The sequence below is a fragment of the Acinetobacter sp. YH12096 genome (assembly GCF_013419215.1).
Classification (GTDB): Bacteria; Pseudomonadota; Gammaproteobacteria; order Pseudomonadales; family Moraxellaceae; genus Acinetobacter; species Acinetobacter amyesii.
Window position 1 is genome coordinate 142,212 of the sequence record NZ_VPAM01000004.1, and the last position, 20,489, is coordinate 162,700.

Annotated in this window: 22 protein-coding genes; 11 read left to right on the plus strand and 11 right to left on the minus strand. The window is 40.2% G+C overall.

Annotation, left to right across the window (positions count from 1 at the left end):
* Positions 1-28: 28 nt before the first annotated feature.
* Positions 29-370: a Grx4 family monothiol glutaredoxin gene (grxD, locus tag FTU36_RS02845; RefSeq protein ID WP_067762767.1), complete on the minus strand. Its 342-nt coding sequence runs from the start codon at positions 368-370 to the stop codon at positions 29-31.
* Between the two features lie 198 nt (positions 371-568).
* Here grxD and FTU36_RS02850 point away from each other — a divergent pair, with 198 nt between their 5' ends.
* Entirely contained in the window at positions 569-1,780 is a 1,212-nt protein-coding gene (locus FTU36_RS02850; RefSeq protein ID WP_180022917.1) for an aspartate aminotransferase family protein, read from the plus strand.
* 68 nt (positions 1,781-1,848) lie between these two features.
* Here the strand turns inward: FTU36_RS02850 and FTU36_RS02855 are convergent, their stop codons facing one another.
* The 3 genes from FTU36_RS02855 to surE form a co-directional block, all read right to left on the minus strand.
* Positions 1,849-2,778: a LysR family transcriptional regulator gene (locus FTU36_RS02855; protein WP_180004878.1), complete on the minus strand. Its 930-nt coding sequence runs from the start codon at positions 2,776-2,778 to the stop codon at positions 1,849-1,851.
* 92 nt (positions 2,779-2,870) lie between these two features.
* Entirely contained in the window at positions 2,871-3,701 is an 831-nt protein-coding gene (locus FTU36_RS02860) for a peptidoglycan DD-metalloendopeptidase family protein (RefSeq protein WP_180116794.1), read from the minus strand.
* Between the two features lie 114 nt (positions 3,702-3,815).
* Positions 3,816-4,589, minus strand: coding sequence for a 5'/3'-nucleotidase SurE (surE, locus tag FTU36_RS02865; RefSeq protein ID WP_180055106.1), 774 nt, complete (start codon positions 4,587-4,589; stop codon positions 3,816-3,818).
* 116 nt (positions 4,590-4,705) lie between these two features.
* Here surE and FTU36_RS02870 point away from each other — a divergent pair, with 116 nt between their 5' ends.
* From FTU36_RS02870 to purB, 9 genes are all read left to right on the plus strand, one after another.
* Entirely contained in the window at positions 4,706-5,080 is a 375-nt protein-coding gene (locus tag FTU36_RS02870; protein ID WP_168377836.1) for an MCR_0457 family protein, read from the plus strand.
* 227 nt (positions 5,081-5,307) lie between these two features.
* Positions 5,308-5,694: an MCR_0457 family protein gene (locus tag FTU36_RS02875; RefSeq protein ID WP_180088102.1), complete on the plus strand. Its 387-nt coding sequence runs from the start codon at positions 5,308-5,310 to the stop codon at positions 5,692-5,694.
* 118 nt (positions 5,695-5,812) lie between these two features.
* Positions 5,813-6,961, plus strand: coding sequence for a D-alanyl-D-alanine carboxypeptidase PBP5/6 (gene dacC, locus FTU36_RS02880; RefSeq protein WP_111884220.1), 1,149 nt, complete (start codon positions 5,813-5,815; stop codon positions 6,959-6,961).
* Positions 6,962-7,064: 103 nt separating this feature from the next.
* Positions 7,065-7,607 (plus strand): gamma carbonic anhydrase family protein, encoded by a 543-nt coding sequence (locus FTU36_RS02885; RefSeq protein WP_180116771.1) that lies wholly within the window; start codon positions 7,065-7,067, stop codon positions 7,605-7,607.
* A 37-nt stretch (positions 7,608-7,644) separates the two neighbouring features.
* Positions 7,645-8,238, plus strand: coding sequence for a hypothetical protein (locus FTU36_RS02890; RefSeq protein WP_257222267.1), 594 nt, complete (start codon positions 7,645-7,647; stop codon positions 8,236-8,238).
* 245 nt (positions 8,239-8,483) lie between these two features.
* Complete coding sequence (locus FTU36_RS02895; protein ID WP_168379208.1) at positions 8,484-8,969, plus strand: NUDIX hydrolase; 486 nt, start codon at positions 8,484-8,486, stop codon at positions 8,967-8,969.
* A gap of 4 nt (positions 8,970-8,973) precedes the next feature.
* Positions 8,974-10,110: a tRNA 2-thiouridine(34) synthase MnmA gene (gene mnmA, locus FTU36_RS02900; RefSeq protein WP_180116772.1), complete on the plus strand. Its 1,137-nt coding sequence runs from the start codon at positions 8,974-8,976 to the stop codon at positions 10,108-10,110.
* Between the two features lie 12 nt (positions 10,111-10,122).
* Positions 10,123-10,854: a high frequency lysogenization protein HflD gene (gene hflD, locus FTU36_RS02905; protein ID WP_078190181.1), complete on the plus strand. Its 732-nt coding sequence runs from the start codon at positions 10,123-10,125 to the stop codon at positions 10,852-10,854.
* Between the two features lie 56 nt (positions 10,855-10,910).
* Entirely contained in the window at positions 10,911-12,299 is a 1,389-nt protein-coding gene (gene purB, locus FTU36_RS02910; protein ID WP_180116773.1) for an adenylosuccinate lyase, read from the plus strand.
* Positions 12,300-12,433: 134 nt separating this feature from the next.
* Here purB and FTU36_RS02915 read toward each other — a convergent pair whose 3' ends face one another.
* Entirely contained in the window at positions 12,434-12,673 is a 240-nt protein-coding gene (locus FTU36_RS02915) for a hypothetical protein (protein ID WP_180060146.1), read from the minus strand.
* 212 nt (positions 12,674-12,885) lie between these two features.
* Between FTU36_RS02915 and FTU36_RS02920 the strand changes: the two genes are divergently transcribed.
* Positions 12,886-13,551: a DUF2238 domain-containing protein gene (locus tag FTU36_RS02920; protein WP_180088097.1), complete on the plus strand. Its 666-nt coding sequence runs from the start codon at positions 12,886-12,888 to the stop codon at positions 13,549-13,551.
* 364 nt (positions 13,552-13,915) lie between these two features.
* Here the strand turns inward: FTU36_RS02920 and FTU36_RS02925 are convergent, their stop codons facing one another.
* The 6 genes from FTU36_RS02925 to FTU36_RS02950 form a co-directional block, all read right to left on the minus strand.
* A complete protein-coding gene (locus tag FTU36_RS02925; RefSeq protein WP_252725857.1) occupies positions 13,916-14,341 on the minus strand; it encodes a hypothetical protein in 426 nt (141 codons plus the stop codon).
* Between the two features lie 105 nt (positions 14,342-14,446).
* The gene (gene sohB, locus FTU36_RS02930; RefSeq protein WP_180009607.1) at positions 14,447-15,409 is read right to left on the minus strand and encodes a protease SohB; all 963 of its coding nucleotides are present in this window, start codon (positions 15,407-15,409) and stop codon (positions 14,447-14,449) included.
* Between the two features lie 190 nt (positions 15,410-15,599).
* Positions 15,600-16,523, minus strand: a complete 924-nt coding sequence (gene pstB, locus FTU36_RS02935; RefSeq protein WP_218948527.1) for a phosphate ABC transporter ATP-binding protein PstB — start codon at positions 16,521-16,523, stop codon at positions 15,600-15,602.
* A 13-nt stretch (positions 16,524-16,536) separates the two neighbouring features.
* Positions 16,537-17,928 carry a phosphate ABC transporter permease PstA gene (pstA, locus tag FTU36_RS02940; protein ID WP_180116774.1) on the minus strand — a complete coding sequence of 464 codons (1,392 nt, stop codon included), beginning with the start codon at positions 17,926-17,928 and terminating at the stop codon, positions 16,537-16,539.
* A complete protein-coding gene (gene pstC / locus FTU36_RS02945; RefSeq protein ID WP_168379200.1) occupies positions 17,925-19,304 on the minus strand; it encodes a phosphate ABC transporter permease subunit PstC in 1,380 nt (459 codons plus the stop codon). Before pstC ends, pstA begins: the two co-directional genes overlap by 4 nt.
* Positions 19,305-19,403: 99 nt before the next feature.
* Complete coding sequence (locus FTU36_RS02950; protein ID WP_168379199.1) at positions 19,404-20,432, minus strand: substrate-binding domain-containing protein; 1,029 nt, start codon at positions 20,430-20,432, stop codon at positions 19,404-19,406.
* Between the last annotated feature and the right edge of the window lie 57 nt (positions 20,433-20,489).

Consider the following 20,489-nt stretch of genomic DNA (forward strand, 5'->3'; position numbering starts at 1 on the left):
TGATTAAAATCATCAAATACATATCCAATTAAGCTTCCGGAGCTGGGCTATATTGTTCAACTAAAGGTTGTAATTCACCTTTTTGGAACATATCAAGCATAATGTCACTACCACCGATCAACTCACCATTGATCCATAATTGTGGGAAAGTCGGCCAGTTTGCAATTTGTGGAAGAGTTGCGCGAATATCTTGATTTTCAAGAATATTTACATAAGCAAACGGACGACCAATTTGACTGAGCGCTTCTACTGCACGCGCAGAGAAACCACACTGTGGAAACTGTGGGGTGCCTTTCATGTAAAGTAGAACTGCGTGTTTAGCAATTTGGTCACGAATTAACGCTTCTGTATCGCGTGCTTGTTCAGTCATTGATATATCCTCAATAAATCTGCTTCGCATTATACCCAAAACTGAGTAAAACAATATGACTAAAGCAATATTTCACGTTTTATTTACATTTCAGCTTTTCAAGTGAGTCATATTTTGCTTATATAGACCTCTTGATGCTCATATATATATGGCGTCTCCTCTATATTATTTCAATCACCTGACAAATTAGAGTTAGTCATGAATAACATTACCCTTGCCCCAGTACAAACTGATCAACCATCGCACTTGATGCCAGTATTTGGCCGCCAACCGATCAGCTTTGTCCGAGGTCAAGGTGCTCACCTGTATACCGCAGATGGCACAGAATACTTAGACGCACTGACAGGGATAGCTGTTTGTGGTTTAGGTCACTCACATCCTGCAATTACAGCTGCAATTGCTGAACAGGCAGCGACCCTCATTCATACCAGTAACTTATTTGAAGTGCCTTGGCAAACGGCTGCTGCGCAAAAATTAGCTGAAGTTGCGGGTATGGAAGAAGTTTTCTTCTCAAATAGTGGTGCAGAATCAAATGAAGGTGCAATCAAAATTGCACGTAAATTTGGTCATATGCAAGGTGTTGCAAGCCCTAAAATTATTGTTGCTGATCATTCATTCCATGGTCGTACCATGGCGACATTATCTGCAACAGGTAACAAAAAAGTTCAGGAAGGTTTTGGCCCACTGGTTGAAGGTTTCATTCGTGTGCCTTTCGGTGATATTGAAGCAATTGAAGAAGCTGCAATTCACCACCCAGACATCGTAGCGATTTTGGTTGAGCCGATCCAAGGCGAAGGTGGCGTCAACACTGCTCCTCAAGGTTTTAGCTATTTAGAAGATATTCGTCGTATCTGTAACCAACACAACTGGTTAATGATGCTTGATGAAGTGCAAACAGGTAACGGCCGTACTGGTAAATACTTTGCATATCAACATACCAATATTATTCCTGACGTGCTAACTACAGCAAAAGGTCTAGGCAATGGCTTCCCTATCGGCGCAGTCATGACTCAAGGTCGTGGTGTTGGGGTTTTAACAGCGGGTAACCACGGTTCAACTTATAGCGGTACTGCATTAGGTTCACGTGTGGTTTATACCGTGATTGATACCATTCAAAAGGAAAACCTTGTTGAAAATGCTGCAAATATGGGGGCGTATCTTGTTGAGCAATTCACAGAGCAACTTGCAGAGCAAAACGTAACTGTTCGTGGTTTTGGTTTAATGGTCGGCATTGAATTACCAAAAGCATGTGGCGAACTTGTGAATATTGCACGTGATGAGCATCACTTGATTATTAACGTAACAGCAGGCTCTGTGATTCGTTTATTACCTACGCTGAACATCAATAAAAAACAAGCGGATATCTTGATTGAACGCATTGTTAAAATGGTGAAAAACTTTCTAGCGTAATTTGTGCCGAAAGTAAAAAAAGCCGCTGATTGCGGCTTTTTTTATATCTTTTTAAACCTTTTTTGTTTTTATGAGGCTTCTTGGTATACACGTCCGCCTGGTAATTGACTGAAATACAATTTTAATGCATCTAGGCAACGATGAATTTTAGTAGGCTGTTGATCACGTTTAGACATCACCGCATATAGAGTAAATGATGGTAAACGCCATTCTGGTAAAACTTCAACAAGAGAACCGTTTAATAAGTCTTTTTGCGTATCTAGATATAATATTCTTGCAATGCCATGTCCTTGTTGACACATTGCTTTTGCAGCAAATACATTATTTGTTGTAAATCGGGAGTGCACATCCAATGCAACCTGCTCTTTAGTCACTGCATTTTCAAATGCAAAATGCTGAAAGTTTTTAACCAAATTTATTTGAACCATATCATGATTTTGTAAATCTTCTGGTCGTGTAATTAAACTGGTTTGGTTGATATAGCTTGGTGCTGCAACGAGAACTTGTTCAACATGTGCCAATGGCACCACATGAAACTGTTGATCATCAATTTTTGAACTCATTCGTAGCGCAATATCAATGCGGCCATCAATTAAGTCGATATATTGATTATCTGCTTCTAGATGAACGGATAAACCGCGATGTGCCGACATCCAATGTGACAATGCAGGAATCACATGATTCGCACAAATTTCTGGTGTCGATGCAATACGTAATTCACCGACTAAGTCGTCACGAAGTTCATTGATACGAATTTTGCCGCGCTCTGCGGCAGATAGCATCTCTTGGCAACTATGAAAAAAAGCTTGTCCAGCTTCTGTCAAACTTAACTTACGCGTAGAACGATGTAAAAGAATGACTTCCATATCCTGCTCTAGTGAGCGGATTTGCTGACTCACGGCACTCGTGGTAATACCTAACTCACGAGCAGCGCCACTAAACGAATTTTTTTCCACAACGCAAGCAAAGACACCCATTGCTCGAAGTTGATCTAACATAAATTTCCCTCATAAACTTATGAGAAGCTTCATCTTTCGATAAAAGCAACTCATTGTATTATACGGGGATATTTTGCTTTTGCATTATATATTTAATTATTTGGTAAAACTGCAGTTGGATTGATTGGTTTACCATCTAAACGCACTTGGAACTCAAGCATCGTGCGGTTGGTACCCGATGAACCCATCTCACCAATTTGCTGCCCTGCTTTCACAGTATCGCCACTTTTGACATTCATTTTACTGTTATGTGCATATGCAGTGATATAGCCACTAATATGCTTCACCAAAATTAAATTGCCGTACTCTTTAAGACCATCGGCGGCATAGACCACTTGACCATCAGCTGCTGCAAAAATAGGATCACCTGTATTACCTGCGTAACGTGTTCCTTTCACATTCGATGCTAAGTTATAGCCTTGTAATACCGTAGGACGCGATACTGGACTCACCCAACGTAAACTTGAAGAACTGACCACTGGCGTTGGAACTGTAGTTCGCGTCACTGTCGATGGAGTGGTTGAAGCTTGAGTCACGGGCGCTGTTTGCGTTGGCATTGCAATCGTTTGGCGTTGAATTGGTGCCGCTTGAGTCATGGCTTGTGTAGACGTCGTACGACGAGAGCCACTATTTTTAAGGCGAATGGATTGTCCAACATAGATGCGATAAGGCTGGGCAATATCGTTCATTTCTGCGATGCTGACATAGCTCAAGCCATAGCGAGCTGCGATGCCACTTAAAGTATCTCCCGAACGAACTGTATAATAATCCGGAGCAGTCGCATAACGGGTCGCATTATTAATTTGTGGTTTTGACGCACAGCCAGTCATGACCAAAGTTGTAACCACAGCAGCAGATAAAACAAGGGTCTTAAATAATGCTGCAGGAGCGGTAATAACGCGATATTGTGACACCAGGGACATCATCTTCCTCACTAATAATTCAAATATAGTCATTATGAATGGGCTAAGATTAGCAAAAATCCACTCTAAAAAAGTTGCGGCATAACCATTTTCACAAAGTTATAACACTAATACTTAAATTTTAGATAACTCTGCGTGTAAGTTATTCAAAATCTCATAGTTTGTAGCATCCATTTGTATAGGCGTTACACTGACATAACCATTTGCCACGGCAAAAAAATCTGACTCGATATCGGTTAAGCCTTTCTTAGGCTCTGCCACTGCCTCGCCTGCCAATCCAATCCAATAGACTTGACGACCACGCGGGTCTACATGACTGGTAATCGGTTTGGACTGTAAACGTCTTCCTTGATAGGTCACTTTGGTGCCTTTAAGTTCAACAACATCTGGAATATTAATATTAAAAATATGTCGTGCAGGTAGCGCGGGTAGTCCATTGGCAATAAAATCATGCACCCATTGCGCGGCGACTGCATAATCTTCTGGGTTATTATAACTACGCACATTTGGCCCAGCCAAAGAGACGGCTAGCGCAGGTTGTTTCATTAAACGGCCTTCAAATGCCGCACCCACTGTCCCTGAATACAGCACATCATCACCCAGATTTGCGCCACTATTGATTCCACTCACCACCAGATCAAATTCGAAGTCGAACAAGCCATTCATTGATAAATACACACAGTCCGCAGGTGTACCATTTACCGCCCACATATTCGGTGCAATTTCGACAGGTCGTAATGGTCGATCTAAAGTTAAAGCACTTGAAAAACCACTGCGTTCACTTTCAGGTGCAACAATCACCACACGACCGAGAGGACGCAATGCATGTGCTAAAGCTTGGATACCGGGAGCAAAAACGCCATCATCATTGGCAATTAATATATTCACAACTAAATTTCCATTACTAAAAAATTAAAAATGACTCGCAAGAACATTTTATTGAAATATATGAATAATTATATATATTTACACTTCAACATCCAGCATAAATGTGTGTGTACAAAATGAATAAAACCGTAGCACTTCGTGGTTTATTGGGCTTTGCTCTAGCAGCTTGCATGACTCAAACTGTGGTCGCAGACAATGACTTCACTCAAGAAGAAGCCAATACCATCGTAAAAGAAGACATTGCATCTGCACAAGTCATGTTAGAAGTATGCCCTGCGATTATTGGTCAAAATGCAAAATTTGATGCCAACATTCAAGCACTCACTAAAACATATCTTGCTGATTATTCTGATAAATCAATGACTTTAGAAAAACTACAGTCTGACAGCGAATATAAATCAGTTCTTGAAGAAGCACGTCAAGCTGCTAAAGAAACTGATAAAGCTGAACAAAAATCAGTTTGTGATGACGTTTTAAATTATGAAGGTTAATTGATCATTCAGATTTGGACGCCCTCTCAATAGGTTAGTCCTAATTGCATCAAACCTGCCAAAAAAGGATGACGCTTTATAGCCTCATCCTTTTTTCTTTCACAATGTATTGATTTCTAAACAGCTTCAATACAATTTTCTACTGATCTCTACCCAAAATATGATTAAGCTAAGCAAATAAATTTTAGCTATTTGATATCTTTTAGGTTATTTAACAGGTTATTTAAATGAAAAACTCCTTTGTAAAATCTCTTTGTGCCCTTAGTCTTTCTGCTTTTGCTTTCACTACCTTGTCTGCACATGCCGCAGATGAAAAAATTGAAGTTACCCCTACACCTCAAGTGACTACTCAAGAACTTGCAGCTATCTATGTACTATCTGAAGTCTGCCCAAAATTGGTGAATGACAAAGATCAACCAAAGTTTGAAGCGGGTTATGCAAAATTAGCTAAAGAATATATGCCGAATGAAAAGAACCCAGTAAATGCTTTACAGCAACTCAGCAAACAAAAAAGTTTTAAAGACGCTTTAAAAGAAGCGCAGTCTGATGCGAAGAAAGCTGGCGATAAGAAAAATGGTGCGATTTGCAAAGAATTGACTGCTTACAGCAAATAATACCAATTGGTTACAATACTTTTAAAATAAGCGCTTGCACCCCATAGCAGTCCGCCTAGCTTTGTCCTAAAATGCTAGGCTCTTTGTGCTTATACCTAAGTTATTGGAACCACCCAGAATGACCCGAAAAACCGCCCTTGCCGCATTACTACTTGCACCTAGTTTTTCATTCGCGGCAACTGTCCTTTCTGCACCACCTGAATTAAATAATAAATCTTATGTGCTGATGGACTATGAGACAGGGCAAATCCTTGCTTCTAAAAATGAAAACGAAAAATTAGCTCCTGCTTCAATGACAAAAATGATGACCAGTTACATCATTGAGCAAAAGTTATTAAGCGGTGAACTAACTGAAAATGAAAAAGTACGTATGAATGAGTCGGCTTGGTGTCGCGGCAGCAGCACTGAGTCATGTATGTACGTTCCGCTCAACGGTACTGCAACTGCATTAGAAATGTTACGTGGCATTATCATTCAGTCGGGTAACGATGCTTCTAAAGCTATGGCAGAACATATTGCTGGCAATGAAGGCACCTTTGCCCACATGATGAATCAAGAAGCGAAACGTATTGGCATGGTGAATACTCAATTCATCAATGCGACAGGTATGCCAGCTGAAGGTCATTTCTCGACTGCCAAAGATATGGCGACTCTAGCGCAACATATCATTCATGACAGTTCAAAATACTATCCGATCTACTCTGAAAAAGAATTTACGTTCAATGGCATTAAGCAAGGCAACCGTAATGCCCTGCTTTATACTGACCCAAGTGTAGATGGTTTAAAAACTGGCCATACTGAAGAAGCGGGCTACTGCTTAACGACTTCAGCTAAACGTGGTCCTTTACGTTTAATTTCAGTGATCTTTGGTGCGCCAAGCATGAACGAACGTGCATCTCAAACACGTGAAATTTTAGCTTGGGGTTATGCAAACTTTGAAACTGTAAAAGTTCAACCTGCTAAACAAGTGCTTGCAAAAGCAAAAGTTTGGTACGGTAAAGACAATCAAGTTCAAGTAGGTCTAGCTGAAAACTTTAACGTGACGATGCCTAAAGGCGAAGCGAACGCCATTAAAACTCAATTGGTTGTTCAACCAAAATTAACTGCTCCTTTAAAACAAGGTCAAGTGGTTGGTAAATACGTTGCAACGCTTAATGGCAAAGTCATTGCTGAAAAACCACTTGTCGCTCTACAAAATGTTGAAGAAGCTGGTTTCTTTGCAAAAATGATTGATCACATCAAACAATTCTTTAGCAACTTATTCTAAGTTTGATGAAAACTCGATATTAAGACTAAAGTGAAAGCATCTAGATTTCGGTCTAGGTGCTTTTTTATTTTATACTGCCTAAAAACCTGTAGATGACTTTCCTATGAGCCAAAACATTCGCCCTTATTTAGACACTGCCCCACGTATTGATGACTCTTGCTATATCGATGAAATGTCAGTCGTGATTGGCGATGTTGTATTGGCTGAAAATGTTTCGGTTTGGCCATTTGCTGTGATTCGTGGTGATGTAAACCATATTCGTATTGGTAAAAACTCCAATGTGCAAGACCACTCAATGTTGCATGTGAGTCATAAAAAAGCCGATAAACCCGAGGGTTCTCCACTGATTATTGGTGAAGATGTGACGATTGGTCATCACGTGAAATTACACGGTTGTACCATTGGTAATCGTGTTTTAGTCGGTATAGGTACGATTATTTTAGATGATGTAATTGTTGAAGATGATGTGATGATTGGTGCTGGTTCACTTGTCCCACCCAATAAAGTTCTAGAAAGTGGTTATTTATATGTGGGCAGTCCCGTTAAGAAAGTTCGCCCACTGACCGATAAAGAAAAAGCGCTCTTGCCTTATTCAGCGCAAAATTATGTGAAGGTGTCGAATAATTATCTTGATCAAAATAAATAATATACGCATCCGTTTTTAGTTTTAACAGTTCCAGCTTATGTCTCAACGTTTCATTGACAGACAAATTCAAATACAGAGTAACTCTTTAATGTCGATTAAATCTTATACTTTATTCATTACTAGAATATTTTTTGCAGGCGTAATTTCAAGCTCTGCAACTGCTTTTGCGAATTCAACGCAGTGTAAAGATGATTATGAAAAAATCATTGCCAAAGAAATTAAAGATATCGGCACAGCCTTGAATAAGGGTAACTATGCATTAATCGCCGAAAAAACAGAATCATCTATAATCAATTATGCAGGCGGTAAAGATAAATATAATGCAATATTAGAACTTGCTGCAAACTCCTTTAAACAAAATAAAATATATGTCTCTCAAGTTGAAACATATGCTCCTAAACAAAGTTATATCATTGGCAGAAATGAGTTTTGTGCAGTACCCAAACAAGTCACGATTTCTATGAATGGCCGCAAAATGACAGGTGATCTGTCCTTCATGCTTGCAGTACGTCCAATTGAAAGTAAGGAATGGAAATACATTGATGGTGCGGGTCTGCAAAAGAATCCTGATATGATTTACACATTATTCCCAGATTTGCCTCGAGAGAGTAAAATTCCCTTCATTGAATAAAAAATTAAATATTTAACATTACTACTTTATTAAGCAAGTAGTTTTGAAAAGCAGTAATGTTAAATCTCTAACAATTCGGTTAGTACTGAGCTAAAACTATAATTTCACTAACTAATAAAACAATACACTTTTATTTATTTAACAATTTTTCTTACTATAAACAAAAGAAATTAAGAAAAAAATCAATCATAGCCACCGCTCCCTAAATTTTGTAGAATAGCGTTTTTACCCCATGGTGCTTTTCTATGACCGCTTGGACTGCTCACGTCACTGTTGCGACAGTCGTTGAAAAAGACGGAAAATTCCTATTTGTTGAAGAACATACAGAAGGTGTGACCCATACTGTATTTAATCAACCTGCAGGTCATGTTGAAGCTGGCGAAACCATTATTGAAGCCGCCATTCGAGAAACCATGGAAGAAACAGGTCACGATGTAGAAATCACGAACCTCCTAGGCATGTATACTTATACTCCTCCGATGTTCCCTGATCGTACTTATTTCCGTTTCTGTTTCTTAGCTAAAGACATTCAGCACCATGCCGATGCACAATTAGACACAGGTATTGCCGGTGCAGTATGGATGACGCTTGATGAACTCATTGAGTCTGCCCGTGCGCGTAGTCCATTAGTCATCAAAGCTGTGCAAGATGCTCTTTCAGGTCAAAAATTTCCTTTATCGCTCATTTACGAGCACCAAAATTCTCCCTTAATTTCAAATTTGGATGCTTAATCCTATGCAACAACGTGTCATCGTCGGTATGTCTGGTGGTGTAGATTCTTCTGTATCTGCAGCACTTTTACTTCAACAAGGTTATCAAGTTGAAGGTCTTTTCATGAAAAACTGGGAAGAAGATGACGGCACGGAATACTGTACGGCAATGGAAGATCTTGCCGATGCTCAAGCCGTTTGTGACAAAATTGGAATCAAACTTCATACCGCAAACTTTGCGATGGAATATTGGGACCGTGTCTTTGAGCATTTCTTAGAAGAATATGCCGCAGGTCGTACACCAAACCCAGATATTCTCTGCAATAAAGAAATTAAATTCCGTGCATTTCTCGACCATGCTGTGAACTTAGGTGCTGACTTTATTGCGACAGGCCACTATTGCCGCCGTGGTGAAACGCTAAAAAATTCACGTGGTGAAGAGTATGCCCCTCTACTGCGTGGTCTAGACAACAACAAAGACCAAACCTATTTCCTACATGCAGTGCATGGTCGTGAAATTAACAAAACTTTGTTCCCTGTGGGTGAAATTGAAAAACCACAAGTGCGTAAAATCGCTGAAGAATTAGGTCTAATCACCGCGAAGAAAAAAGATTCAACAGGAATTTGTTTTATTGGCGAACGTCGATTTAATGACTTCTTAAAGCAATATTTACCTGCTCAACCCGGAAAAATCGTCTTAGACACGGGTAAAGAGGTTGGTGAACATCACGGCTTAATGTACTATACGCTCGGCCAACGTGGTGGCATCGGTCTTGGTGGTCTAAAAGGTGCTGAAGAAGGCGCTTGGTTTGTACTGCATAAAGATATCGAAGGTAACCGCCTAGTCGTTGGTCAAGGTCATGAACATCCACTCATGCAAAGCACCATTTTATGGTCTGAAGCGATTGATTGGGTGGCTGGTGAACAAGAGATTCCTCAATCAGGTTTCCGCTGCACAGCGAAAACTCGTTATCGTCAGCCTGACCAAGACTGTACAATATTTAAAGACCCTACAGCACCAAATGGTGTGCGTGTCGAATTCGATGAGCCACAACGTGCTGTTACACCGGGTCAAAGTGTGGTGTTCTACACCGGTGAAGTTTGTTTAGGTGGCGGTGTGATTCATCATACAAATGCGCCTAAACCGGATTTTATTGAATAAGGATTGTTTCGGATGACAGAGTTACCGTTTCAACAGCCTCAGACTCTGAATACTCGCCAAAATCGTGCATTGGCGTTAGCTGCTGTATTTCAAGCAACACAGCTGACCCACATGACTGCATTGACTGGGCAACAGAGTATCGGAGAAAGCGGTAACTTTTATTTTGAACATCTCATTAAAGCCAGTTTAAATATCCGTCCTAAGTCGAATCAGTCTAGTCAGACGCTTGATTTTTTTAGTGGCTTGGCGGATATTTCGCTGGGATTAAAAACCTTAGAAAGTAGCATTACTCAGCCCTTCAATACTTCTCCCAAATCTAGACTTCCTAAACTTGCCAATACTAAGCTACCCATGACGTATGCGATGGCGTTATTGCAGTTAGAAAAGAAAGTCTATAGCAATCCTAAATTTGTCGAAATCATCGAACAATCCCAACAAAAAATTCTAAGACAGCTTTCCTTTTTTGATAATAATTATTTACATCCAAGTATCATTGCCAATTTAGCGCAAACCTATATTGAAACTGCAGGCCAAATTAATCCACGTATTATGGTTCGTGGTAATGCCGAAGCATTTAAAGACACTTCTCATACCAATCGCATTCGCGCCACCTTATTTACCGGCTTACAAATGGCACATTTATGGCGTCAGCTCGGTGGTAGCTCATGGGGTATGATTTTCAGTAAGCGCAAGCTACTACAAGATATTCAAGATCTTGCCCGTTTACAGTATCAGGTGGTTTAACTGATGCAGTACGGGCTTTTTGTTTTACGTTTAATTCCAAAATTTAAGGAATCGCTATGAACGCTTTAACCGCACTTTCTCCATTAGATGGACGTTACGCAAGCAAATGTGATGCTCTACGTCCCTTCCTCTCTGAGTTTGGTTTAATCCATGCTCGTGTGACTGTTGAAGTGCGTTGGTTACAAGCGCTTGCAAACCGTCCTGAAATCACTGAAGTTCCAGCGTTCAGTGCTGAAACCAACGCTGCGCTTGATGCAATTGTTGCGAACTTCTCTGAAGATAATGCTAACCGCATTAAAGAAATTGAACGTACAACTAACCATGACGTAAAAGCAGTTGAGTACTTCTTAAAAGAGCAAATCGCACATATCGATGAGCTTAAAAATGCAGGCGAATTCATTCACTTTGCATGTACCTCTGAAGACATCAACAACTTGTCTCATGCTTTAATGCTTAAAAATGGCCGTGAAGTTTTAGTTGCTGCGATGCAACAAATCATCGATTCAATCGTTGCTTTGGCTGAAAAACATGCTGAACAACCAATGTTGTCTCGTACACACGGTCAAACTGCTAGCCCAACAACTTTGGGTAAAGAAATGGCGAACGTAGCTTACCGTTTAGCGCGTCAAATCAAGCAATTCAAACAAGTTGAACTTCTAGGTAAAATTAACGGTGCTGTAGGTAACTACAACGCTCATTACTCTGCTTACCCTGAAATTAACTGGCCTGCTCATTCTCAAGCTTTTGTAGAGTCTTTAGGTTTAACCTTCAACCCGTACACGACTCAGATTGAACCGCATGACTACATGGCGGAACTTTTTGATGCGCTACGTCGTTTCAACACAATCTTAATCGACTTTAACCGTGACGTTTGGGGATACATCTCACTTGGTTTCTTCAAACAACGTTTGAAAGAAGGCGAAGTTGGTTCTTCAACAATGCCACATAAAGTTAACCCAATTGACTTCGAAAACTCTGAAGGTAACTTGGGTATTGCGAATGCGGTATTGGCTCACCTTGGTGAAAAACTTCCTGTATCTCGTTGGCAGCGTGACTTAACTGACTCAACTGTGCTTCGTAACATGGGTGTTGGTTTTGCACAAAGCTTGATTGCATTTGAAGCTTGCTCTAAAGGTATTGGCAAACTTGAGTTGAATGCTCAACGTATTCTAGAAGACCTTGACCATGCTCAAGAAGTTCTTGCTGAACCAATTCAAACTGTAATGCGTCGTTATGCAGTTGAAAAACCTTACGAAAAACTTAAAGCCCTAACTCGTGGTCAAGCAATGACTCGCGAAATAATGGTTGATTTCGTAAATGGTAACGAGTTAGAAGCTGTTCCAGCTGCTGACCGTGCACGTCTTGCTGAAATGACACCTGCAACATATACAGGTAATGCATCAACTCAAGCAAAACAAATTGCTGAATTAATTTCAAAGATCTGATTTCTAAAATCTAATTTTAAATAGATCAAAAAAACGAGGCTTCATGCCTCGTTTTTTATTTCCACCTATATACTCCTACTCCCTTTGGGATGAAGAGCATGCTCCGCAAGGAGATAGAAAATTTAGACGTAATTTTATTCTGCAGGGCAATATTTCGCCCAATCATCTTTCATCCGTTGTAATTCACAGCCTGTTAAAACATCTGAGTAATAAACATAATATGTGGCATTGGGATACTGAATTTCATGGCGAAACATCATGCCGCGCAAAGATACAGAGAGCTCTTCTGGAAAATCATCTGTTAAATTAAGTTCTTCAAACTCATAGTTAAAATAACAATTTTGAGTCGCAATAAATGCCTCAACAACGGCCATAGTTACTTCCAAATACATAAACTTCGATATACATCTGAGTTTAATACAATCTTTTTGAAAATACTTATCCCTAGTAGCGAACTGATGACATTTGAAAAAATAATGCACAAATTCTAACGCCATCGAACTAACACCTTTCATCGCATTATGGCTATACTTGCCGCGAATTATAACCACTGCACACCGATAAAAAATTTGAGCTTTGCCTTTTCATGATTGATTTCAAATTAAAACTTAAGCACATCTTAGCTTTTGCGTTATTAACTCTTGCCATTGTGATCGCCAGTATCCAACCTTTAGAAATGGAAGCATATATCCTCCATCAAATCGGCACAGCGTTTATGCTGATCGTGCTGCTCGTTTTCCTCTATAAAATAGGGCTAAGTTTCACAACTGTTTGCCTGTATCTTGGCTTTTTATTGATTCATGTTATCGGTGCCCATTATTTATATTCTTATGTACCTTATTCTGAATGGACACAAGCTCTCTTCGGTTTCAACCTTGACCAAAGCATGGGATGGTCTCGGAATATGTATGATCGGCTTGTACACCTTGCCTATGGATTGCTGCTCTATCCGTTCTTTTATCGCATATTTCAAATCTGGCTACCACAATTAAAAGCCGGAACACTCTTTTTATTGGTCGTACAATTCGTCATGGCGACCAGTTTATTTTATGAATGGATCGAATGGCTGATTGCCATTGGCTTATCACCAGAAGAAGCTGAAAATTATAATGGGCAACAAGGTGATATTTGGGATGCGCATAAAGATATGCTGCTCGCAACACTTGGTGCGATGATCACTGGTGGTATTTGTTTAATGACATCAAATTTGTTGAATAACGCTAAACAAAAGCCTGAATATTTTTTATCTTAAATACTGATGTTACGCACCTAGAAGTAATTTCTCATTTTAAAAATGATTTTTAAGTCTATTCGACGGAGTCTTACATCTAGGAATTGAATAACGGGATTAGCCTTCGGCTGGAGGTACTTTTACGAAACGATGTTTCTCATTCGGCAAAATGAGAAGCGAAGCTTCGCAAGGAAACCATCTTGCGAAGCAATGCTCCTCACCGCAAAACTCGTTCGCTCGCGTCTACGTATTCAAAGTATCGCAAAAACATTTTTGATTAGAAGCAGCCCTGTCTCAAACACTTGCGGATGACGTTACCGCGTATCGTTGTTTTATTTGAATCAAATTGCACTTCTGGTGTTACTGCGTAACATCAGTTAAATATTTAAGCAGTCCATTGAATTAAGATTGAATCTGACATTTGCGGATTCAATTTTCGGTCATAATACTGAAAGCACGCTTTTGCTCCCGCTGGCATTTTTTGTAGATCATCATCTATACGAAAATGCCGTGTATATTTTGTATGATTCACTAAAATTTCAACCCGCTCAAAAGGCTGTCTTTTATTTATATTTCCGCTACTCATATAACTCTGATAGGCCACAACAGTGCCGCAGGCTTCAGAGCGAACATCTACCTGTAGTGATGAACAATAAATATAGCCTGCCAACAGTGTTGCTGCTGGGCCAAACAGCGCAGCATACTGTTTCAGCACAGATTTTTTCACACTTTGAAAATGCAGCAAATATAGCCAAGGCCAAACCATTAGGCAAATGACACCACCTAAAATAAACAGAAAATTAGACATCATTATCATCAATATCTATGTACGCAACGCAATCTATCACAACAGCATCGTTTAGCATAAAAAAAGCTCACCGAAGTGAGCTTTAAATACTTTATAAGCATAAAGATTTTAAAATTTTAGATCTTTTAATTGAACGATATTTGCATTAGCTTTGCTCAATGATTCCATCACTTTTGACATGACAGCAGGAACCAATGAATCCGCAATTTGTGCTGCTTGTAAGCCTAACTTCTCACCCAGTGTTGGTTTTTTGCGGGTTTCAATCATATATACATCATGTTGTGGCATAAGACTTAATAGATATTCATCTGACGTTTGGAGTTTATCGACCAAATTGAGATCCATTGCATCTTGACCATACCAATGCTCACCTGTGGCAACTTTATCGACATTGAGCTGAGGACGGTATTTTTCAACAAAGTGTTTAAACAAGTTATGGGTTTGCTGTAACTCTTCTTCAAATTTGGCTTTACCTTCAGCAGTATTTTCACCAAACATAGTTACGGTACGTTTGAACTGACCCGCGGTATACAGTTCAAAATCGATATGTTTTTCTTTCAATAAACGGTTAAAGTTCGGCACTTGTGCAACCACACCAATCGAACCCACCACGGCAAATGGTGCTGAAACGATCTCATTTGCAATGCAGGCCATCATATAGCCACCGCTTGCAGCAACTTTATCCACGCAAATGGTTAAGTTAAATCCAGCATCACGTAAACGTACCAATTGTGCAGCGGCCAGACCATAGCCATGCACCATCCCGCCTGGACTTTCTAAACGTAAAACCACGCGGTCACGTCCTGCTTTTGCTGTCGCTAAGATCAGGGTAATTTCTTCACGTAGACTCGTTACCGCAGATGCAGCGGTATCACCATTAAAATCGATTACATAAATTTTTTGGTTATTCTTTTTACGTGCGCGCGCTTCTTTTGATAATTGTTGGCTTAGTTGCAGCAGCTCAAGTTTAGATGCAGTCGTTTGCGCAATTTTTTTTCGTTGTTCATTGATACGTGCATTTAAGTGGCTTACACGAATTTCCGCAGGCAACTTGGGATTATGAAATAGCATAAAATTGAAACTCATTTAATTCATATTTATGTTGTATAACATGTGGGTTACATCACAAAAATTCAATCTATTTTTTGAAAATAATTCTCATTGAGTCAAATTGAGCTTTTTATTTCTATCAATCCTTTTCTACCTAATTATTGACTTCATAAAAAAAGAGCCTTTCGGCTCTATTTTCAAACAGTCTAGATTAACCAAAACGACCGGTAATATAGGCTTCTGTAAGCTGATGATCCGGTTGGGTAAAGACTTTTTCAGTGGAATTCACTTCAATTAAATCACCCAAATGGAAATATGCGGTACGGTCAGAAACACGCGCTGCTTGTTGCATCGAGTGTGTCACAATCGCAATGGTATATTGCGCTGAAAGTTCAGTGATGAGCTCTTCTACTTTTGCTGTTGCAATTGGATCGAGTGCTGAACAAGGTTCATCCATTAAAATCACTTCAGGACTGACAGCAATGGTTCGCGCAATACATAGACGTTGCTGCTGACCACCTGAAAGTCCTGTACCCGGTTGGTTCAAACGGTCTTTCACTTCATCCCAAAGGCCTGCTTTACGCAGACTATTTTCAACAATTTCTTCCATGTCGTATTTGTCACGTGCCAAACCATGCAATTTTGGACCATAAGCGACATTGTCAAAAATAGACTTTGGGAATGGGTTCGGCTTTTGGAAAACCATACCCACTTGGGCACGCAGTAACACCACATCGAGATTTGGATCATAGATATCTTGATTATCCATAAGCACTTGCCCTGTCACACGACAAGAATCAATCGTGTCATTCATACGGTTGAGCGTACGTAGGAAAGTTGACTTACCACAACCAGACGGACCAATAAAGGCAATCACTTCATTTTCATAAATGTTCAGATCTATGCCTTTGATCGCTTCAGATTCACCATAGTACACATGCACATCATTGGTACTGATTTTCACATTGCTCGATTTCGCATCTTTTTTCGCGCTAGATTGCGTATCGAATTGTGACACAAACGCAGTATTGGTTTGTTTTTGGCTGCCTTGAGCAGAGGTAAATTGTGTTTGTTCTGGATTCACGGACTTATCCTGATATAAGGAATTCTTTTCAGTTGTAATGACGCTATTCATATAATGCCCTCAATTACCAGCGTACTTCAAATTTCTTACGTAACCAGATGGCTAAACTGTTTAAGCCGATCATGAGAGCAAGAAGTACAATGATTGCTGCTGCGGTACGTCCTTCAAAGAAGTTACGTAGCTCATTACCTTGCCAAAGGAAAATTTGTACTGGTAATGCAGTAGATTGATCTAAAGGAGTGGCTGGTACACTTGCCACAAAGGCACTCATACCAATCAATAATAATGGAGCAGTTTCACCTAGCGCTTGCGCAACACCAATAATGGCACCAGTTAAGATACCCGGTAATGCCAATGGCAAGACATGGTGAAATACAGTTTGTAAACGTGAAGCACCCAAACCTAAAGCAGCTTGACGAATCGATGGCGGAACAGCTTTTAGTGAAGCACGTGTAGTAATAATGACCGTTGGAAGTGTCATCAAACTCAAGACTAAACCACCAACCACAGGTGCCGAAAGCGGCATGTGCATCCAACCAATAAAGATTGCAGCACCAAGCAAACCAAACACAATTGAAGGTACTGCTGCTAGGTTGTTAATGTTGACTTCGACAACATCGGTAATCCAGTTTTTAGGTGCAAATTCTTCTAAGTAAATTGCGGATGCAACACCGATTGGAATCGAAATAATGATCACGATCAGCATCATAAAGAGTGAACCCATAAACGCCCCTGCTAAACCTGAAGTTGCAGGTGAGCTACGAGAGTCTGGATTCTTAAATATTTCAGTATTAAACGAGTTAGTGATAACACCATCTGCTTTAAGTTTATCTGCGAGTTGACGCAGTTCCGGACTTAATTGCTGCTGTTCATCAGGCAAGCTACGGTCAATATTACCCGCTAACCAGACATCGACATTGGCATCTGCAAGGATTTTTAAATCTTGTTTTTGACCGATCAATGAAGGATTTGCCATGACCATGTCACGTAAGCGATAAGCTTCTGAACTGGTATATAAACTGTTGAGATCATCACGTTGAGAGGCAATCGATGGATCTTTTGCAACGATTCCATTTACGATCAGCGCATCCCAATCCACCATGCCCATTTCAGTTTGCCAAGCAATATAGCGCTCTTGGAACTGTGCAGGAGATTCACCTTCTTTTTGAACCGGTTTCGCTCCTACATTAACAATGCTTGGATCAAAAAATACAGGCACTGTCATCGAGCTTTGCCAAAATGCAGGTAAGCCTTTGGCTAAAATACTGCCAAACAAAAGCACGACGAACAATAAGCCAGTCACTACTGCACTAAAGCCCAAGACACGGAAAGTTTTTTCTTTACGGTGTCTTTTCGCCAATGAGTTTTCAATGATTTTCTTACGTTTTTCACGAAGCTCAGCTGCTACGTTCGGATCAAAATTTTGATCCATGTTTGATGTATTCGTCGTACTCATTCGTATTGCTCACGGTATTTACGCACAATGTACAGTGCAACAATATTCAGCCCTAAGGTAATCACAAACAGTGTTAAACCGAGTGCAAAAGCAACTAATGCTTGAGGACTCGCAAAGTCTGTATCACCTGTTAATTGGTTTACGATGGTAATAGTGACGGTAGACACCGCTTCGAGTGGGTTGATATGCAGTAAAGGACTGTTCCCTGCTGCAAGCACCACAATCATGGTTTCACCAATTGCACGAGATGCTGCCAATAAGAATGCACCGATGATGCCCGGCAATGCAGCTGGAATCACTACTTGGCGAATGGTTTCTGATTTTGTAGCACCCAAACCAAGTGAACCATCACGAAGCGCGCGAGGCACTTGAGTAATGATGTCGTCAGATAATGATGAAACGAATGGGATAATCATAATCCCCATCACAAAGCCTGCTGTTAAAGCACTGGTTGCATTAATATCGAGTCCAATATACGCGCCGAGCTGTTTTGCAAAAGGTCCAATAATCATTAAGGCAAATACACCGTAAACAATCGTTGGAATACCTGCGAGAACTTCAATGGCCGGTTTTGCCCAAGCACGGAAACTTGGCTTGGCATATTCAGCCAAGTAAATCGCAATCATCAGACCAACTGGAACAGCAACCAATAGCGCAATTCCACTAACCATGAGTGTGCCCCAAAGGAGTGGCAGCAAACCATAACTACCTTCAGCATTCCCTGATGTACTAAAGCCGGGGTTCCATTCAGTGCCTAAGAAGAAATCGAGTGGACTGACAAAACTAAAGAAACGCATGGCTTCACTGAACATCGACATCACAATGCCAACTGTTGTCAGGATTGCGACACCGGAACATAGTGCCAATGCGATATTAATAACTTTTTCGACTTGGTTACGTGCACGATATTTTTCTGCGATGCGGCGTTTAGCCATGACTAAACCAATCAATGCCGCACAAATCACAATGGCCAATTTTGCATATGAGCCAATGTTTTCAATTTTCTTTAATTGTTCTGCTGCTGCAAGTTCATATGCAGCTGGCGTATCACTCACCCCAAAACCAGAAGCAATCGCTTGAACGCGGTCAACCATTACGCTCGTGCTTGCAGGATCTAAACTTAAACGAATATTTTCAGGGACATTATTTAAAATAACGTGTTGAAAAATACTCGGTTCAACCAAGTTCCAAACAATCAAGATTAAAAAAGCGGGAATCCCACACCATAAAGCGACCAAAACACCATAATAGCCCGGTCGTGAATGCAACATTGCTGAGTTATTGCCTTTACCTGCAAGTTTGCGACTTTTGGTCAGTCCAACTTGATAAGCGATTGCAATAATTGCGAGCAACACACCAATAAGTAGCAGATTCATGTAATCTCCACTGTTTTTTCAAAAGCCCTTCTTGAAAAAACTGTTTCTTTGCAAAAAGCCAATGGCAGGTCAATCCTGCCATTGGCTGTTTCAATCCAATTATTTAACTGCTTTACCAGCTTTAAAGTTTGCAAGAACTGCAGCGCGCTCTTTATCAGACATTGAAATTAAGCCTGCTTTTTCTAGCTTAGAACCTTTACCTGATACTTTTTTACTTAGGAAGAATTCTGTGAACTCTTTTAAGCCTTTAATTGATTTTAAGTGCTCACCCTTTACATAGAAGAACAATGGACGAGATACTGGGTATGAACCATTTAAAATTGTCTTCTCAGACGGCGCTACATTATTCACTGTTGCTACACGTAACTTGTCACGGTTTTGGTCATAGAAACCTAGACCGAATACACCTACAGCGTTAGGTGAAGTTTTTAAGCGTGCCAATGTCTCTGTATAGTCGCCTGCGATTTCAATCACACGACCATCTTTACGGAATGTTGAACATGCTTTTTTCTGAGCATCTTTATCTAATTTTGCGAAAGCTTCATAAGTTTCACAGCCAGCATCGACCATTTTTTCTTGGAACACTTCACGTGTACCATGGTTTGATGCAGGAATAACTAAAGTGATTGCTTCGTTTGGTAAAGTTGGGTCGATTTGATTCCAACGTGTGTATGGGTTTGGAACCAATTTACCTTTTGAAGGTAATTCAGCAGCAAGTGCAGCAAATACGTGCTGTGGGCGAAGTTTGAATGCCGCTTTTTTCGCATTTGAAGCAAATACGATACCGTCATATCCAACTTTAATTTCTAAGATTTGGTTAACGCCGGCTTTTTTACATGCAGCCAATTCAGTACCTTTAATTTTACGAGATGCGTTTGCAACATCAATTGTGTTATCGCCTACACCATTACAAAATTGTTTCAAACCACCTGAAGTACCGCCTGAACCTACGACAGGTGCTTTAAATTGTGGGAATGTATTACCAAACTCTTCTGCAACAATACTTGCATAAGGCAGTACAGTTGAAGAACCAGCAATTTGGATCGTGTCACGAGCTGCATTTGCAGTTGTAGCGACTGTTGCCCCAGTAGTGAGTACCATAGCAAGTGCGATATGATTTAAGCGCATTCTCATCTCTCTTAATTGATGCATTTATTGGAGTACGCCACTTTTATTTTTAAAGTC

Bases quoted from the DNA above. Each gene is read 5' to 3' on its own strand.
- pstC (WP_168379200.1), bottom strand. From the start codon at position 19,304: ATGAATCTGCTACTTATTGGTGTGTTGCTCGCAATTATTGCAATCGCT.
- grxD (WP_067762767.1), bottom strand. From the start codon at position 370: ATGACTGAACAAGCACGCGATACAGAAGCGTTAATTCGTGACCAAATT.
- FTU36_RS02890 (WP_257222267.1), top strand. From the start codon at position 7,645: ATGTCTCAACGTTTCATTGACAGACAAATTCAAATACAGAGTAACTCT.
- FTU36_RS02920 (WP_180088097.1), top strand. From the start codon at position 12,886: ATGATTGATTTCAAATTAAAACTTAAGCACATCTTAGCTTTTGCGTTA.
- pstB (WP_218948527.1), bottom strand. From the start codon at position 16,523: ATGAATAGCGTCATTACAACTGAAAAGAATTCCTTATATCAGGATAAG.
- purB (WP_180116773.1), top strand. From the start codon at position 10,911: ATGAACGCTTTAACCGCACTTTCTCCATTAGATGGACGTTACGCAAGC.
- FTU36_RS02950 (WP_168379199.1), bottom strand. From the start codon at position 20,432: ATGCGCTTAAATCATATCGCACTTGCTATGGTACTCACTACTGGGGCA.
- dacC (WP_111884220.1), top strand. From the start codon at position 5,813: ATGACCCGAAAAACCGCCCTTGCCGCATTACTACTTGCACCTAGTTTT.
- FTU36_RS02885 (WP_180116771.1), top strand. From the start codon at position 7,065: ATGAGCCAAAACATTCGCCCTTATTTAGACACTGCCCCACGTATTGAT.
- FTU36_RS02895 (WP_168379208.1), top strand. From the start codon at position 8,484: ATGACCGCTTGGACTGCTCACGTCACTGTTGCGACAGTCGTTGAAAAA.
- pstA (WP_180116774.1), bottom strand. From the start codon at position 17,928: ATGAGTACGACGAATACATCAAACATGGATCAAAATTTTGATCCGAAC.
- FTU36_RS02875 (WP_180088102.1), top strand. From the start codon at position 5,308: ATGAAAAACTCCTTTGTAAAATCTCTTTGTGCCCTTAGTCTTTCTGCT.
- FTU36_RS02915 (WP_180060146.1), bottom strand. From the start codon at position 12,673: ATGGCCGTTGTTGAGGCATTTATTGCGACTCAAAATTGTTATTTTAAC.
- mnmA (WP_180116772.1), top strand. From the start codon at position 8,974: ATGCAACAACGTGTCATCGTCGGTATGTCTGGTGGTGTAGATTCTTCT.
- FTU36_RS02850 (WP_180022917.1), top strand. From the start codon at position 569: ATGAATAACATTACCCTTGCCCCAGTACAAACTGATCAACCATCGCAC.
- FTU36_RS02855 (WP_180004878.1), bottom strand. From the start codon at position 2,778: ATGTTAGATCAACTTCGAGCAATGGGTGTCTTTGCTTGCGTTGTGGAA.
- FTU36_RS02870 (WP_168377836.1), top strand. From the start codon at position 4,706: ATGAATAAAACCGTAGCACTTCGTGGTTTATTGGGCTTTGCTCTAGCA.
- FTU36_RS02860 (WP_180116794.1), bottom strand. From the start codon at position 3,701: ATGTCCCTGGTGTCACAATATCGCGTTATTACCGCTCCTGCAGCATTA.
- FTU36_RS02925 (WP_252725857.1), bottom strand. From the start codon at position 14,341: ATGATGTCTAATTTTCTGTTTATTTTAGGTGGTGTCATTTGCCTAATG.
- sohB (WP_180009607.1), bottom strand. From the start codon at position 15,409: ATGCTATTTCATAATCCCAAGTTGCCTGCGGAAATTCGTGTAAGCCAC.
- hflD (WP_078190181.1), top strand. From the start codon at position 10,123: ATGACAGAGTTACCGTTTCAACAGCCTCAGACTCTGAATACTCGCCAA.